General features: G+C 40.2%; 12 protein-coding genes and 1 other annotated feature. All 12 genes read right to left on the bottom strand.

Annotated features, from left to right (window positions below; translation table 11 throughout):
* Positions 1-124 precede the first annotated feature (124 nt).
* A complete protein-coding gene (lonB, locus tag BK584_RS06490) occupies positions 125-1795 on the bottom strand; it encodes an ATP-dependent protease LonB (RefSeq protein ID WP_078391843.1) in 1671 nt (556 codons plus the stop codon).
* 156 nt (positions 1796-1951) lie between these two features.
* Positions 1952-3223 carry an ATP-dependent protease ATP-binding subunit ClpX gene (clpX, locus tag BK584_RS06495; protein ID WP_078391844.1) on the bottom strand — a complete coding sequence of 424 codons (1272 nt, stop codon included), beginning with the start codon at positions 3221-3223 and terminating at the stop codon, positions 1952-1954.
* A 397-nt stretch (positions 3224-3620) separates the two neighbouring features.
* Positions 3621-4916, bottom strand: a complete 1296-nt coding sequence (tig, locus tag BK584_RS06500; RefSeq protein WP_078391845.1) for a trigger factor — start codon at positions 4914-4916, stop codon at positions 3621-3623.
* 111 nt (positions 4917-5027) lie between these two features.
* Complete coding sequence (locus BK584_RS06505; RefSeq protein ID WP_078391846.1) at positions 5028-6083, bottom strand: hypothetical protein; 1056 nt, start codon at positions 6081-6083, stop codon at positions 5028-5030.
* 148 nt (positions 6084-6231) lie between these two features.
* A complete protein-coding gene (leuD, locus tag BK584_RS06510) occupies positions 6232-6810 on the bottom strand; it encodes a 3-isopropylmalate dehydratase small subunit (protein ID WP_078391847.1) in 579 nt (192 codons plus the stop codon).
* Entirely contained in the window at positions 6810-8222 is a 1413-nt protein-coding gene (gene leuC, locus BK584_RS06515; protein ID WP_078391848.1) for a 3-isopropylmalate dehydratase large subunit, read from the bottom strand. The genes leuD and leuC overlap by 1 nt, the downstream gene beginning before the upstream one ends.
* A 13-nt stretch (positions 8223-8235) precedes the next feature.
* Positions 8236-9327, bottom strand: coding sequence for a 3-isopropylmalate dehydrogenase (gene leuB, locus BK584_RS06520; protein WP_078391849.1), 1092 nt, complete (start codon positions 9325-9327; stop codon positions 8236-8238).
* 9 nt (positions 9328-9336) lie between these two features.
* On the bottom strand, positions 9337-10875 hold the full coding sequence (locus BK584_RS06525) for a 2-isopropylmalate synthase (protein WP_078391850.1): 1539 nt from the start codon (positions 10873-10875) through the stop codon (positions 9337-9339).
* Positions 10862-11887 (bottom strand): ketol-acid reductoisomerase, encoded by a 1026-nt coding sequence (gene ilvC / locus BK584_RS06530; protein WP_078391851.1) that lies wholly within the window; start codon positions 11885-11887, stop codon positions 10862-10864. Before ilvC ends, BK584_RS06525 begins: the two co-directional genes overlap by 14 nt.
* Before the next feature lie 39 nt (positions 11888-11926).
* The gene (gene ilvN / locus BK584_RS06535; RefSeq protein ID WP_078391852.1) at positions 11927-12445 is read right to left on the bottom strand and encodes an acetolactate synthase small subunit; all 519 of its coding nucleotides are present in this window, start codon (positions 12443-12445) and stop codon (positions 11927-11929) included.
* The gene (gene ilvB, locus BK584_RS06540; protein WP_078391853.1) at positions 12442-14169 is read right to left on the bottom strand and encodes a biosynthetic-type acetolactate synthase large subunit; all 1728 of its coding nucleotides are present in this window, start codon (positions 14167-14169) and stop codon (positions 12442-12444) included. The genes ilvN and ilvB overlap by 4 nt, the downstream gene beginning before the upstream one ends.
* Before the next feature lie 71 nt (positions 14170-14240).
* Positions 14241-14480: a binding site (T-box leader), on the bottom strand.
* 2 nt (positions 14481-14482) lie between these two features.
* Entirely contained in the window at positions 14483-16147 is a 1665-nt protein-coding gene (ilvD, locus tag BK584_RS06545; protein WP_078395439.1) for a dihydroxy-acid dehydratase, read from the bottom strand.
* Between the last annotated feature and the right edge of the window lie 254 nt (positions 16148-16401).

A 16401-nucleotide genomic window follows, 5' to 3' on the forward strand; every position in this document is an offset into this window, starting at 1 on the left:
TTCTTTTTCATGCACATAATAGAGCGTCAGTCGTTTAGATTGACGCTCTACATTCATCATATTGCTTTTTCACCATACAACCATCTACTCATTTTAGCTCATTATGAGCCAATTTGTCTAATAGTTAGACTGTGAATGTACTTGGTGTGACAAATGTCTGGGCAGGGATAACTTCAGTTTCTTCCACACCCTCCATTAAAGCTAACTTAAGTACTTCATCAAAAGTAGTGACCGCATGAATTATTACACCTTCAATGTTGTGCAACATCGCTTGTTCATTTTCTTTTGGAATAATGACTGTAGTCGCACCTGCCTGCTTTGCCGCTTTTACTTTTGCTATAACACCACCAATTGGCTTCACTTTCCCGTGGATGCTTAATTCACCTGTCATCGCCACTTTGTTAGATATTGGTAGGTCATGAATACCAGAATAGATACCAGTTGCAATTGCGATACCTGCTGACGGACCATCAACTGGAGTCCCTCCTGGAAAGTTCACATGTATATCATAATCATCTGTACGCTCTCCTTTACGCTTTAAGACCGAAATTACATTTTCAACAGAAGACCGCGCCATACTTTTCCTACGAATAGACCTTACTTGCGAACCAGATTGTTCCTCTTCGGCGATCCCAGTAATCGTTAACGTTCCACTTCCTTTACGTTCCTGAACCAAAACTTCAATCTCAAGCAATGCCCCACTACTCGGTCCAGTAACAGCTAAACCGTTAACTAAACCTACCACTGGCTCACTATGAATTTTCCGTTCAGGTCTTGGAGACATCTGACTGGAATGAACAACCCACTCAATATCTTCACATTGTATTGTCGTACGATTCTCCGAGCGTGCGGCACCTACCGCAATTTGTACAATGTTTACGGTTTCTCTCCCGTTGGTTGCATAAGAGGCAATTTTCGAAGCAGCTTGATCATCTAAAACCATAGCCGCTTTGCTTGCAGCCCTCTTCGCAATCTCTATAATCTCATTTGGATCAAGTGCCCTAAAAAAGACTTCTAAGCATCGCGAACGAATTGCTGGTGGCATTTCTTCAGGTTGTCTTGTGGTTGCTGCAATTAAACGAAAATCTGCAGGAAGACCCCTTTTAAAAATATCATGTATATGCGTTGGGATTTGATCATTTTCTGAACTATAATATGCACTTTCAAGAAAAACTTTTCGATCTTCAAGCACTTTTAATAATTTGTTTTGCTGAATCGTATGCAATTCTCCGATTTCATCAATAAAAAGGATACCTCCATGAGCTTTAGTAACGGCTCCTGGTTTTGGTTGAGGTACTCCAGCTTGTCCCATCGCGCCAGCTCCTTGATAAATTGGGTCATGGACAGAACCAATTAATGGATCAGCTATCCCTCTTTCATCAAAACGAGACGTCGCTCCATCAAGTTCAACAAATACAGCTGTTGATTGGAATGGAGAATCGGCATGCCTCTTTGCTTCATCAAGCACTAATCGTGCGGCTGCTGTTTTTCCTACTCCTGGAGGACCATAAATGATAACATGCTGAGGATTTGGTCCACAAATTGCCATTCGCAAGGTTTTTAACCCGTCGTCTTGTCCCACAACTTCTGCAAGATTCTTTGGTCGAACTTTTTCTGCTAATGGTTCAGATAAGCGGATCGCCCGCATTTTTTTCATTTTCTCGAGCTCTATTTTTGACTCTTTATCGATGTATGTTTTTTGGCTCCGTTGATTCTTTAATAAGTTCCAAAAGTATACCCCAATGACAATTCCAAAAAATAACTGAATAACTAATGCAATTGATGTAAAACCCATATATGTTCATCCTCCTGAATACGTATGATGCTGTTAGTATTTCCTGAGGGATTGGAGTTAGTCTAAAACTTTAGCACTCATTATTTCCAATTCTGAACAGCTTGCAACAATAGAAAAAATCCCTTTCAGCATGATCTAACTGAAAGGGATTTTTCATTATGCACTTTCTTTTGGTTTATCAAGTGTTAACTCTGTGCCATCGGCTGATTTAATAATTGGAGCTGCATTTTCTGTTATACACGCGCCGTGAACAATACATTTAACCGCATCTTCACGTGAAGGTAAATCAAACATTACATCTAACATAATACCTTCAATAATGGAACGTAAGCCACGGGCACCAGTTTTCCGTTCTATTGCTTTATTGGCAATTTCTTTTAATGCATCTTCTGTAAACTCAAGTTCTACATCATCTAATTCAAGCAATTTCTGATATTGCTTAACTAGTGCATTTTTTGGCTTTGTCAAAATCTCAACAAGCGCATTTGTATCAAGCGGCGTTAAACTTGAGATAATTGGTAAGCGGCCAATAAATTCTGGAATTAAACCAAATCTTAACAGATCCTCGGGTAATACTTTGGCTAAATATTCACCAGGTTTTAATTCATCTTGACTAGTATCTTCTGAACCAAACCCGATAACCTTTTTACCGAGGCGGCTTTTAATTATTTGTTCAATGCCATCAAATGCTCCTCCACAAATAAAGAGGACATTTGTTGTATCGATTTGTATAAATTCTTGATGAGGATGTTTGCGCCCACCTTGCGGAGGTACACTTGCAGTTGTACCTTCAAGGATTTTTAATAACGCTTGTTGTACACCTTCACCTGAAACATCACGAGTAATAGATGGGTTTTCTGACTTACGAGCAACTTTGTCAATTTCATCAATATAAATAATACCTTTTTCCGCTTTTTCAACATCATAATCTGCAGCTTGAATCAGTTTAAGCAAGATATTCTCAACATCTTCCCCTACATATCCAGCCTCTGTTAATGAAGTTGCATCTGCAATTGCAAAAGGAACATTCAATATACGAGCTAACGTTTGAGCAAGTAATGTTTTCCCACTTCCAGTCGGACCAATCATCGTAATATTACTTTTTGAAAGCTCAACATCTTCTGAACGGGCCATTGAATTGATTCTCTTATAATGATTATAAACTGCAACAGCGAGTGATTTTTTAGCATCTCTTTGACCAATAACGTAATCATCAAGAATTGAACATATTTCATTTGGCTTTGGAACCTCTTCCAGTTCTACTTCTTCATCCGTTCCAAGTTCTTCTTCAACAATTTCAGTACAAAGTTCAATACATTCATCACATATATACACACCAGGTCCAGCGACTAATTTCCTTACTTGATCCTGTGTTTTCCCACAAAACGAACACTTTAGCTGTCCTTTTTCTTCGTTAAATTTAAACATGACCTCACCCCTTACAGGATATTCTCTTTTTCTCGCTGAAATTCTGTCTGAGCGATGAAAAACTACAACGTCAAACTATTTTAGCATATCCAGAATCAACACTCTAGAAATATGCTCTATTATGTATTTTCTTGCTATGGCAAAGCACCTTGCGGAACACTCTTTTACCACCTCATTTGTTGATTGTACTTTACTTAGTGCTTTATGTACAATTCAAGCTTTTCCGCTAAAATCCTTTTTTTTGACCTGTATACAGCATGTTCATTTTTTATCGGTAACATACTTAAAATATGGAGAAAGGAATGTAAACATACCTAATTTGATCAAACAATCTTTCTTACCCATTCTAAATTGATCATAAAAGAAAAAACGCGGGCATGCAACCCGCGCCTTTTATTTATTCAGCTGTTTTACTATGATCAACAAGAACTTCAATTGCTTTACGCATCTTTAAATCGCCTTTAACGTTCTCTAGTCCGCCTTGCGCTGCAAGAAGAGCTTTAATCTCATCTGCTGACCGCTGGTACATATCAGCCATTTTTTGTACTTCTTCTTCTACTTCTTCTTCAGAAACGTCTACATTCTCCGCCTCTGAAATTGCTTCAAGTGTCAAGTTCACACGAACACGCTTGCCAGCGTCTTCTTTGAACTGTTCACGCATGTCATCTTCCGTTTGACCAGAGAATTGGAAGTACATATCAAGACTCATGCCTTGTGATTGCAAACGTTGACCAAACTCTTGCAGCATACGATCCGTTTCGCTTGTCACCATAGCTTCTGGTACATTAATTTCAGCTTGTTCTGCTGCTTTTTCAAGTAAAGCGTCGCGCACGGCATTATCAGATTCAACTTTCTTTTGCTCTTCAAGCGTCGTGCGAAGCTCAGCTTTAAGCTCGTCCAAAGATTCTACTTTTTCATTCGCATCTTTAGCAAACTCATCATCTAGCGCTGGTAATTCCTTACGCTTAATATCGTGAATTTTCACTTTGAAAGTCGCCGGCTGACCAGCTAAATCTTCAGCATGATATTCTTCAGGGAATGTTACTTCAACTTCTTTTTCATCACCTGATTTTAAACCAACAAGTTGTTCTTCAAATCCAGGAATAAATGAATTTGAGCCAATTTCAAGCGAATAATTTTCTGCTGTTCCACCTTCGAATGCTTCTCCATTTGCATAACCAGCAAAATCAAGGACAGCCGTATCACCATCTTGAATCTCGCCTTCTTCAACAACAATTAATTCTGCATGACGTTCCTGAAGCTTTGTTAATTCCTCTTGTACATCTTCATCTGTTACTTCAGTGCTTGGAACATCAACTTCCAGCCCCTTGTAATCGCCTAGTTTAACTTCTGGCTTAACCGTAACAGTTGCTTTAAATACAAGTGTTTCATTTTTTCCAATGCTTTCCACGTCGATTTCTGGACGATCCACTGGAAAAATTCCAGCTTCTTCAACTGCACTTGCATAAGCATCAGGTAATACAAAGTCAAGAGCATCCTGATATAGAGACTCAACGCCAAATTGTTTTTCAAACAACCCTCTAGGCATTTTCCCTTTTCTAAATCCTGGTACGTTTACTTTCTGAACAACTTTTTTAAACGCTTTATCTAACGCGTCGTTGACTTTATCTGCTTCGACTTCAATCGTTAAGACGCCTGTATTTTCTTCTGTTTTTTCCCATTTTGCAGACATGTTTATGTTCCCTCCAGCTTATAAATTCAAAATTACTTTATCACGTTTTTGACAACCATTCCATTATAACATAAAGGTTTGATCTTTCAATCGATAGGTTGATAAAATCTCTTATGTACGAAACCATTGGTTATTTTCTTGCGATTCAATTAGGATATCTTGCTCAAGCGCTTCTATCTCATTAGAAGCTTCGAGCACATCAAATCGCTCGCATCCATAGCAATCGACCATTTCTTTCTCATCTGAATCCATTCCGAGGCGTTCTGAAGCAACTAGGTGAAATGCGCATGCCCAGGCTTGTGCATTTCCAGCAGGTGGTACGAATGGGTATGTCAATAACAAATATGTATGGTGTAGTTGTTTGGCCATTTGCAATAAAACTGGATTTTCGTGCTCAAGTTGACGCTCAAGAGCAGAACGGATCTCTTTATCCACCTCCCGTTCACCAGGCTCCTGCAAATCTTTTGGTATAAGTTTTAATGATTTACCATCTCGCTTAATGACAATAGGTTGTGCATCCTGCCATTCATGAAGCAACTGTAATGCGAACGTGCGCATTAGTGGGTTCGCCAACTCATCACTTGCTAATTCGCGTACATCCTCCAACAGAGCTAAAAGGTTAAGCTCACGAACTGTTTGAAGGGCTTTCCATTTAGCCGGTTCATTTGTTGCATGGAGCCCAGCTCTTAATTCCAAAATCGTTTCTTTTTTATGTCCTTGATCAAGCAATGATTCATCATATGCTTTTGAATCACTCATTTGCCTGCTGAAATGTAGTAGTTCATAAAAAGTCTCAGCATATGCAGGTGGCAAACGATTTTCTCCTAAGATAGTCTCAAGTAAATGAACAACTTCTTCATATCGTGAAAGTTGAACAAGAAGGGATACATGTACTTGCAAGGTTTCATAATAGTCGCCAATTCCTTCATTTAAGAGAGTCTTTGTTTTCTCCACTGCTTCGGCTTGGCGGTTTAGTTCAATTAGACTCAAAACAACACCAAATCGCGCCTGCGGGTTAGTAGGCTCGTGGGTTTCAGCTTGGGTAAACAATTGCAGTGACCTATCTGCATGTTTTTGTTTTAGTTCGTCCATCCCTTCTTCAACTAGGCGCTTGACCAACCCAGGAAATAGAATGAGCTTTTTTTCATCTTGCTTCTTATCTGTCACGTAAATCGCCCGCTTTCTCCTATTCCATTAATGTATCACGGCTCCCATAAAGTATACAAATTCTACATTACTTCTATTCGCTATTCGTTCCCTAAACCCTGCTAAATCAAACATAAGAAGCTCCCAGACGATGCCAGGGAGCAAATTCTTAACGGCTGTTTTCATAAGCCGTAATTTGATCTTCATATTTTAACGTTAAACTTATTTCATCCCATCCATTTAATAACATATCACGCCAATACGAATCCATTTCAAACATCGTCTCCAACTTGCCACATACTAACTTCTTCTGCTCTAGATCAACAACGACTTCTTCATGCTGCTCTTTAACGACCTCCATCCATTGTTTTGTATCTTCTGCGGAAAGTGTAATTGGCAACAAGCCATTCTTAACGCAGTTATTATAAAAAATATCTGCAAAGCTCGGAGCAATGATTACGCTGAATCCATAATCGTACAATGCCCAAGGAGCATGTTCTCGAGAAGAACCACACCCAAAGTTATGCCCCCCTATTAATATGCTTGCTCCTCTAACTTCAGGCTGATTTAATTCGAAAGAAGGGTTTTCTACACCATCAGATAAGAAGCGCCAATCATAAAAGAGAAACTGCCCGAAACCAGTTCTCTCCACACGTTTCAAAAATTGTTTCGGAATAATCTGATCCGTATCAACGTTTACTCGGTCAAGGACAACAGCTTTGCCTTTGTGTATACGAAATGGTTCCATCAACGTTCACCAACCTTTTCCATACTTCTGACATCTACAAACTGTCCTGCAATTGCAGCTGCCGCTGCCATCGCCGGACTTACAAGATGTGTTCTCGCCCCTTTTCCTTGCCTGCCTTCAAAATTACGATTAGATGTTGATGCACAACGTTCTCCTTCTGGGACAATGTCTGGATTCATACTTAGGCACATGCTACATCCAGAACTACGCCATTCAAATCCTGCTTTAATAAATACTTTATCTAACCCTTCTTCTTCAGCTCTTTTTTTAACCCGTTCAGAACCAGGTACTACAAGGGCACGTACTCCTTTTGCCACATTTCTTCCATTAATAATTGCCGCTGCATCCCTTAAATCACTTAAACGAGAATTGGTACAAGAACCAATAAAAACATGTTGAATTTCAATTGATTGAATAGGAGTTCCAGGCGTCAACTGCATATACTCAAGCGCTTGGCTAATAGCACGTGATTCTGATTCGGAACGTCCTTCTTTAGGATCAGGAACTGTTTGTGAAATTGAAAGTCCTTGCCCAGGGTTTGTTCCCCAAGTAACCATTGGTTCTATAGTTGATGCGTCAATTGTTAATGAACGGTCGTATGATGCACCTGCATCTGTAGCAAGTGACGACCAATAGGATACACGTTCCTCAAAAGCCTTTCCTGTTGGGACTTTACTTCTTCCTTCTAAATAATCAAACGTTACTTGGTCTGGACTAATTAATCCCGCTTTTGCCCCAGCTTCAATGGACATATTACAAATCGTCATTCTTTCTTCCATTGTCATTCCTCGAATAGCCTCACCAGTAAATTCAATTATGGAACCTGTCCCTACATCAACACCAAACTTAGAAATAATTGCTAAGATCACATCTTTTGCCGTTATGCCTAACCCAAGTTTTCCTGATAAACGGATCTCTAGTGTTTTTGGTTTTGATTGCCATATGGTTTGAGTCGCTAACACATGCTCCACTTCACTTGTACCAATTCCAAATGCAATTGCACCAAACGCTCCGTGTGTGGATGTATGACTGTCACCACAAACAATGACATGCCCTGGTTGAGTAAGTCCCAATTCCGGTCCTATAATATGAACAATTCCGTTTTCAGGATGGTCAAGATCAGCAATTTCGATATTAAACTCGTTACAATTTGCAGCCAGCGTTTCCATTTGAGTTCGTGCAATCTGGTCTTTAATATCATATCTATTTACTGTAGGTACATTATGGTCCATCGTTGCATACGTTTTTTCAGGACGTCTTACACTTCTCCCCGCCAATCTCAGTCCTTCAAACGCTTGAGGAGATGTAACTTCATGAACCAAATGCAAATCGACATAAAGCAAATTCGGCTTTCCTTGTTCTTCAACTACTGCATGCGAATCCCAAATTTTTTCAATAATCGTTTTCGCCATTTTTCTCCCCCCATTAGTTGCTGTATGAAGCGATTTTCAACGCTTCGATCACAGCGTCTGTCATTTCTGTTGTCGAAACAATTCGATCACCTGTTAAAGCAATATCCGGCGTACGGTAACCATTACGTAACGCTCTTTCAATAGCAACTTCAATCGTCTTTGCTTCTTCAATTAATCCAAGTCCATATTGAAGAAGCATGGCCGCAGAAGCAATCGCCGCTAGAGGATTCGCTATTCCTTTCCCTGCGATATCCGGTGCTGATCCATGTACTGGTTCAAACAAACCCAGCTTTGACGAATTCATACTCGCTGATGGAAGCAAACCAAGGGAACCAGAAATCATTGAGGCTTCATCACTTAAAATATCGCCAAATAAATTCTCGGTTACGATTACATCAAATTGCCTCGGATTACGAATAAGTTGCATTGCCGCATTATCTACAAGCATATGTTCAAGTATGACATCCTTATATTCATTCGCTGTTTCTTCGGCTACCTCTCGCCATAACCTACTTGATTCAAGGACATTCGCTTTATCTACAGACATCACACGTCCACTTCTTAGCCGTGCAAAATCAAATGCCTGTTTAAGAATTCTTTTTATTTCCGATCGCTTATATACCAGGGTATCAACTACACCTAGTTCCCCATCAATTTCACGGCGTTCACTTGGTGAACCAAAGTAAATTCCACCTGTTAATTCACGAACAATTAAAAGATCGACTCCAGTTAATATTTCTGGCTTTATAGCGGAGGAATGAATTAAAGGCTCCATTACTTGAACCGGGCGTAAATTGGCGTAAAGATCAAGGGCTTTGCGAATTTTCAATAGACCACGTTCTGGTCTTAGCGAAGGTTCCACATTATCCCATTTTGGTCCTCCTACCGCTCCAAGTAAAATGGCGTCTGCATTTAAACATTGTTCAACGGTTTTATCTGGAAGAGGTACACCAGACTTGTCAATAGCAACTCCACCAATCTGTTCCTCAGTAAATTGAAAGGTCACTCCAAAAATCTTTCCTACTTCCTCCAGAACACGTTTTGCTTCAAAAACAATTTCTGGACCAATTCCATCACCCGGTAAAAGAACTATCTTCTTTTCCATACGAACCTCCTAACTATTCACCTTTGATTTACCTTGAAACTGTTGACGATTTAACATTCGATTAACCGCATGAATATATGCCTTTGCAGAAGCTTCTAATACATCATGTGCAACTCCTCTGCCGGATTGTTCTATTCCCTCTGATTCGATGCGAACATGAACTTCAGCTAACGCATCCTCTCCACCATTAACTGATTGAATGCGATAATCTTTTAATTCATAATGACTTCCCGTTAGCTTTCCAAGTGTATTATAGATCGCTTCAACGCTACCAGAACCTGTTCCCGCTTCTTCAATTCGCCCACCTCCGTAAAGAGCAAGTCGAATTGTAGCAGTCGGTACATGAGTTGTGCCATAACTCACCTGCAGAGCCTCTAGTTCATATTGCGCGTTTTGTAACTCATCTGTCGCATCTGCCATTAATGCAAATAGATCATCTTCAGTAACTTCTTTCTTTTTATCAGCTAAATCTTTAAAAGCAACAAAAATAGCCTTCAACTTTTCTTCTGATCCTGTGAAGCCAAGCTCATTTAGTTTTGTTTTAAATGCATGACGACCAGAATGTTTACCCAAAGGCGCTGAAGAAGTAGCTCCAACAAGTTCTGGCGTTATAATTTCATACGTACTTTTATGCTTCAGCATGCCGTCTTGATGAATTCCTGCTTCATGAGCAAATGCATGTGCACCAACAACAGCTTTGTTACCCGGTACATTCATTGACGTCAAACGACTCACAAGTGAACTCGTTCGCTTCAATTCACTTAATTGAAGATCTGTTTTAGCTCCGTAATAATCAGAGCGAATTTGCAAGGCGACTGCTATTTCTTCTAATGATGCGTTACCCGCACGTTCACCGATTCCGTTTATTGTACATTCCACTTGGCCTGCTCCTGCCTGGATCGCTGCAAGTGAGTTCGCAACTCCCATTCCTAAATCATCATGATTGTGAGTTGACAACACAGCCTTATCAATATTAGGTACATGTGTAATGACATATTCAAATAATTCGGATATTTCTTCAGGAGTTGTATACCCAACAGTATCAGGTAAGTTAATAACCGAGGCCCCCGCAGAGATAGTCGCTTCAATTATTTTTACTAAGAACGCCCAATCAGATCTATTGGCATCTTCAGCTGAGAACTGAACGTGTGGAAATCTTGTGGCTGCGTATTTCACACTATGAACAGCTTGCTCAATCACTTCATCAGGAGTCATTTTTAGTTTGTATTGCATATGAATGGGCGACGTTGCTAAAAACACATGTATTCTTGGTTCTGCACTAGCTTTTAAAGCCTCCCATGCTGTATCAATATCATTTGTTTTTGAACGGGCAAGTCCTGTAATGGAAGCGCCTTTTATCGTTTCAGCAATTTCTTTTACAGATTGAAAATCTCCAGGAGAGGAGGCTGGAAATCCAGCCTCAATAATATCGACACCTAAACGTTCAAGTTGACGGGCAATTTCTATTTTTTCTTTTCCATTCAAATTCACCCCAGGTGTTTGTTCCCCATCACGTAACGTCGTATCAAAGACGTTAATTTTTCGCACTTCCAACCACTCCTTTCGATTTAGAAGCTTTAACAAATGGCATCATTTCGCGAAGCTCACGACCCACAACTTCAAGTGGATGATTTTTTTCTGCTTCATTGATTGCGTTGTATTCTGGACGGTTTAATTTATTTTCTAAAATCCATCCTTTTGCAAATTTTCCTTTTTGAATATCCGTTAGAATGGCTTTCATTTCTGCTTTTGTTTCATCCGTAACAATTCGTGGTCCTGCTTGAAAATCACCCCACTGTGCTGTGTCCGAGATTGAATAACGCATGTACTCTAACCCACCTTCATACATCAGATCAACGATGAGTTTTAACTCATGTAAACACTCAAAGTAAGCAATCTCTGGTTGATAACCAGCTTCCACAAGTGTTTCAAAACCCGCTTTTACTAGTGCAGAAGTTCCCCCACATAGAACTGCTTGCTCCCCAAATAGATCCGTTTCCGTTTCTTCTTTAAACGTAGTCTCTAATACTCCTGCACGTGCCGCACCAATTTGTTTCGCATATGCTAATGCTGTGTCTTTAGCTTGACCAGTCGCATCTTGATGAACTGCAATTAACGCAGGTACTCCTGCACCTTCTGTATATGTGCGTCGAACAAGGTGTCCTGGCCCTTTTGGTGCTGCTAAAAAGACATCCACATTATCCGGAGGAACGATTTGGTTAAAATGAATATTAAAACCGTGAGCAAATACAAGCGACTTTCCTGCTCCAAGTTCTGGCTCTATTGAATCTTTATAAATAGAAGGTTGATGCTCATCAGGTAATAAGATCATGATTACATCCGCCTTTGCTGAAGCTTCTTGAACGGAATGAACATCGAAGCCATCTTCGGTTGCTTTATCCCAAGATTTTCCTGGTCTTAACCCTACAACAACGTCAACTCCTGATTCACGTAAATTTTGCGCATGCGCATGTCCTTGAGAACCATAACCGATAATTGCTACTGTTTTCCCCTGTAATACTTGCTCATTCACATCACCATTGTAATATACCTTAGCCATTTAAAATCTCTCCCTTATTTTTAATTATATGGACTCGCTTCAATTAATAAGCGTTAGTCTAGACGTATCCGTGCTCATTTTTGCACTTCTGTTAATCGCTGTTACACCGGTTCGTGCAACTTCTTGAATCCCATATGGTTTAACAAGTTCAATAAAAGCTTCCACTTTTTCTGTATTCCCTGTTACTTGCAACGTCATTGACTCTTTGCCGATGTCAATTGCCTGTGCTCGAAACGTTTCAGCGAGCGAAGCTATTTCACCTCGCTGAACGGAAGTTGCCATAATTCGGACTAATACCAATTCACGAGCGACAGTTGCTTCATCCGTTATATCTTTAATTTTCAATACGTCAATTTGCTTATGAAGCTGCTTTATTACTTGTTCTACATTTTCCATCGAATCAACAACGACAACAAATGTCATTCTCGATATAGAGGGATTTTCTGTCACACCGACAGTGATACTATCGATATTGTATTGCCTTCTTGAAAACAAACCTGTTATACGATTTAGCACTCCAGAGCGATTGTGAACCAAAACCGTTATTGTTCGTTTCATGATGGCTTCACCCCTTCCATGCAATGGTGGCCTTGACCTGGGCAGATCATTGGGTATACATTTTCTTCTTTTGCAACACACACCTCAAGTAACACAGGTCCAGCGTGCGACAATGTTTCTTCTATTGCTCCATCCAACTCAGATAATTTTTCAACTTTGATAGCCTTAATACTATAGGCATCAGCTAACTTACTAAAGTCTGGCTGTATCGGAAAGAGGGAGTGTGAGTAACGTTCTCCATGAAATAACTGTTGCCATTGTCGAACCATTCCGAGCGAAGCATTATTAACGATGATTATCTTTACTGGTAGTTGCAGCTCTTGTAGTATAGACATTTCCTGTAATGTCATTTGAAATCCAGCGTCCCCTGTAATCGCAAGGACTGGCAATTCCGGTTCGGCGATTTGGGCACCAATAGCTGCCGGAAAACCAAAACCCATTGTGCCTAAGCCTCCTGATGTAACCCATCGATTTGGTTTATTGTAAGCAAAAAACTGTGCTGCCCACATTTGGTGCTGGCCTACATCGGTTGTAACAATCGCTTCACCATTTGTTTGTTCATATAACTTCTGTATTAATTCTTGTGGCTTGATTACTTCCTTGTCGCGCTTAAACCAGAGTGGATACTCTCTTTTCCATGACTGAGTCTGCTTCCGCCAATCATCATGTTCCGCGTTTGGTCCTTTCCCTTGAAGCAACATCGTCAATGCAGCTTTTGCATCACCAACAACCGGGATATCAACATAAATGTTTTTACCGATTTCCGCCGGATCTATATCAATATGCGCAATTGTTGCGTAAGGAGCAAAATGTTCTAAAACCCCTGTTAGACGATCATCAAAGCGAGATCCAATGTTGATTAGAAAATCAGTCTCATGCAGCGCCATATTAGCTGCGTATGTTCCATGCATTCCACCCATCCCTAAATGGAGTTCATTATTTCCCGGGTAAGAACCTAGCCCTAATAATGTATTTACAAGCGGAAGTTGGTTTCTCTCGGTAAATTGGATAAGTTCTTCACTTGCTTGAGCATGCAATACTCCAGCACCAGCCAATAAAACAGGCTTTTTAGCAGTTTGAAGCTTTTCCAGAACCTTTCGAATTTGTTGCTTATTAGGTTTAGTCGTTGGTTGGTATCCAGGTAAATGAATTTTTTTCTCATAGCGAAACGTTGTGACTTGTTGGGAAATATCTTTAGGTAAATCAATTAATACCGGTCCAGGCCTACCAGTAACAGCAATATGAAATGCCTCCTTCACTGTTTGTGCAAGTTCATCAACTGACCTTATTTGGAAGTTATGTTTTGTAATCGGCATTGTAATCCCTAACATATCCGCCTCTTGGAAAGCATCAGTTCCAATTAATTGCGTACCAACTTGGCCTGTTATGACAACTAGCGGTAATGAATCCATCATTGCATCAGCAATTCCAGTTACAACATTTGTAGCCCCTGGTCCTGAAGTAACAATACATACACCAGGCTTCTGAGTAATGCGTGCATAACCTTCTGCAGCATGTATCGCACCTTGTTCATGCCTAGCGAGAATATGGTTCATTCCAAGCTTGTATATTTCATCATAAGTCGGTAAAATGGCCCCGCCTGGATAGCCAAAAATGACCTCAACCCCCTCACTAGCTAACGCTTTTAACAGGATCTCTGAACCTGTACACAATCTGTTTTTATCATTTACCGGTTGTTTCTCTGTTTCCTTGGAATGAATCATAAACCTGCCTCCTTTAATGGTTTTTTAAAAAGAAAAAAGCTTCCTCACATCCCATGCCAAATTTACCTTCAGCAAGGGGCGAGAAAGCTTTCACGCGGTACCACCCTTATTCACTAACTATCGTTAGCCTCTTACGGACATTTTGCCCGCAATTTTTGATAACGAATGCAACTAGTACATTCGGCGCTCCTACTTCAATTTTCAGAGACGCACTCAGAGGTGAGTTTCATATTGGTTTTAACACCGTTTCGCAGCACCAACGGTTCTCTGTAGATAAATACCAACATTACTTTCCTCTTCATCGTTTTTGTTATTAAATTTTCATTACTCCGCCCGTATTTGCGGATGTAACCAATTTTGAGTATCTTGCTAGATACCCTTTTTTCACTTTAGGCTCTGGTTCTGTCCAACCTTCACGACGTCTTGCAAACTCTTCATCACTAACATCCCACTCAATAGTTCGATCTATTAAATTAATTGAAATGATATCTCCATTTTCAACGAAAGCAATCGGACCGCCTTCTGCCGCTTCAGGAGAAATATGTCCAATTGAGATTCCACGAGACGCTCCTGAAAAACGTCCATCTGTTATCAGTGCTACTTTTGTACCTAATCCTCTTCCCTGAATTGCAGATGTTGGAGCAAGCATCTCCGGCATTCCTGGTCCACCTTTTGGTCCTTCATAACGAATGACTACAACATGGTCTGCGTGAACAGTCCCTTTATTTATTTCATCTTGAGCTTCCTCTTGTGAATTAAATACAATCGCTTCTCCAGTAAAAATTTTAATTGTTGGATCAACTGCTCCTACTTTAATAACCGCCCCGTCTGGAGCAAGGTTTCCATAAAGAATTGATAATCCACCAACGGGGCTATATGCCGTTTCCCTTTTCCGGATCACATCGCTATTTGTTATCTCCGCATGAGCAACATTTTCATAAAGCGACTTTCCTGTGATCGTAATTCGATCACCTTTTACAGCTCCCATTTCCACTAGTTCTTTCATGATTGCTGCTACGCCCCCCGCTTTATGAACATCGTCCATTGAATAATCTGACGCAGGACTGATCTTACATAAATAAGGAACTCGTTCAGCAACTTGATTAATTCTCTGCAAATCATAATCAATCTCTGCTTCATTAGCAATCGCCAATGTATGCAAGACTGTATTTGTTGATCCGCCCATCGCCATATCTAACGCAAAAGCGTCATCAATCGTTTCTTCTGTAACAATGTCCCGTGGTCGAATATCGTTTTCAATCAATCCCATTAAATGTTTAGCAGCATCTTTTATTAGTTTGTGCCTGGCTTTAGAAGTAGCAACCAATGTCCCGTTTCCTGGAAGAGCAAGACCTAACATTTCCATTAATGAGTTCATTGAATTCGCAGTAAACATTCCTGAACATGATCCACATGTAGGGCAAGCCTGTTGTTCGATTTCCAAAAGTTCCTCTCTTGTCAGTTTACCTGACGCAAATGCGCCCACTCCTTCAAAGACAGATACAAGTGAAAGACTCTGACCATCCTTTGTCCTACCAGCTTCCATCGGACCACCCGATACAAATACGGATGGCACATTCGTCCGAACCGAAGCCATTAACATACCAGGTGTAATCTTATCGCAATTCGGTATATAAAAAACACCATCAAACCAATGGGCGTTAATAACGGTTTCTGCTGAATCGCAAATGATCTCTCTGCTCGGTAGTGAATACCTCATTCCTATATGGCCCATGGCAATGCCATCATCCACTCCAATTGTATTAAACTCAAATGGGATACCACCAGCTTCAATGATTGCTTCTTTCGCAACTTCAGCAAATTTGTTTAAATGCATATGACCTGGAATAATATCAATGTATGAATTACATACACCGATAAAAGGCTTATCCATGTCTTCTTCTTTGACACCAGCCGCTCGAAGAAGACTTCGATGAGGCGCCCGGTCGATCCCTTTTTTGATCATGTTGCTTCTCAATTGAATCGCCCCCCGTACTGCTTTTTTGCTTAGTTTTTTTTTACGTTCATACAAAGAAGTATTAAAGAATACTCCTCCTGCAGAGGACACTTGTTTTTGTTTAACTATTATTGCAATTTACTATACGCCTCTTACTTGCGATGGTCAACCATTTTTCGAAAATTGTATTTAAAAGAAAATTCATGTATGCGCTTCCACATTTGGTATCACGCTAAATTATACTTCAGAATTTTTTTTGGCTTTCTAGCTATATT

Origin of the sequence: Shouchella patagoniensis, assembly GCF_002019705.1 — a bacterium.
Lineage (GTDB): Bacteria > Bacillota > Bacilli > Bacillales > Bacillaceae_D > Shouchella > Shouchella patagoniensis.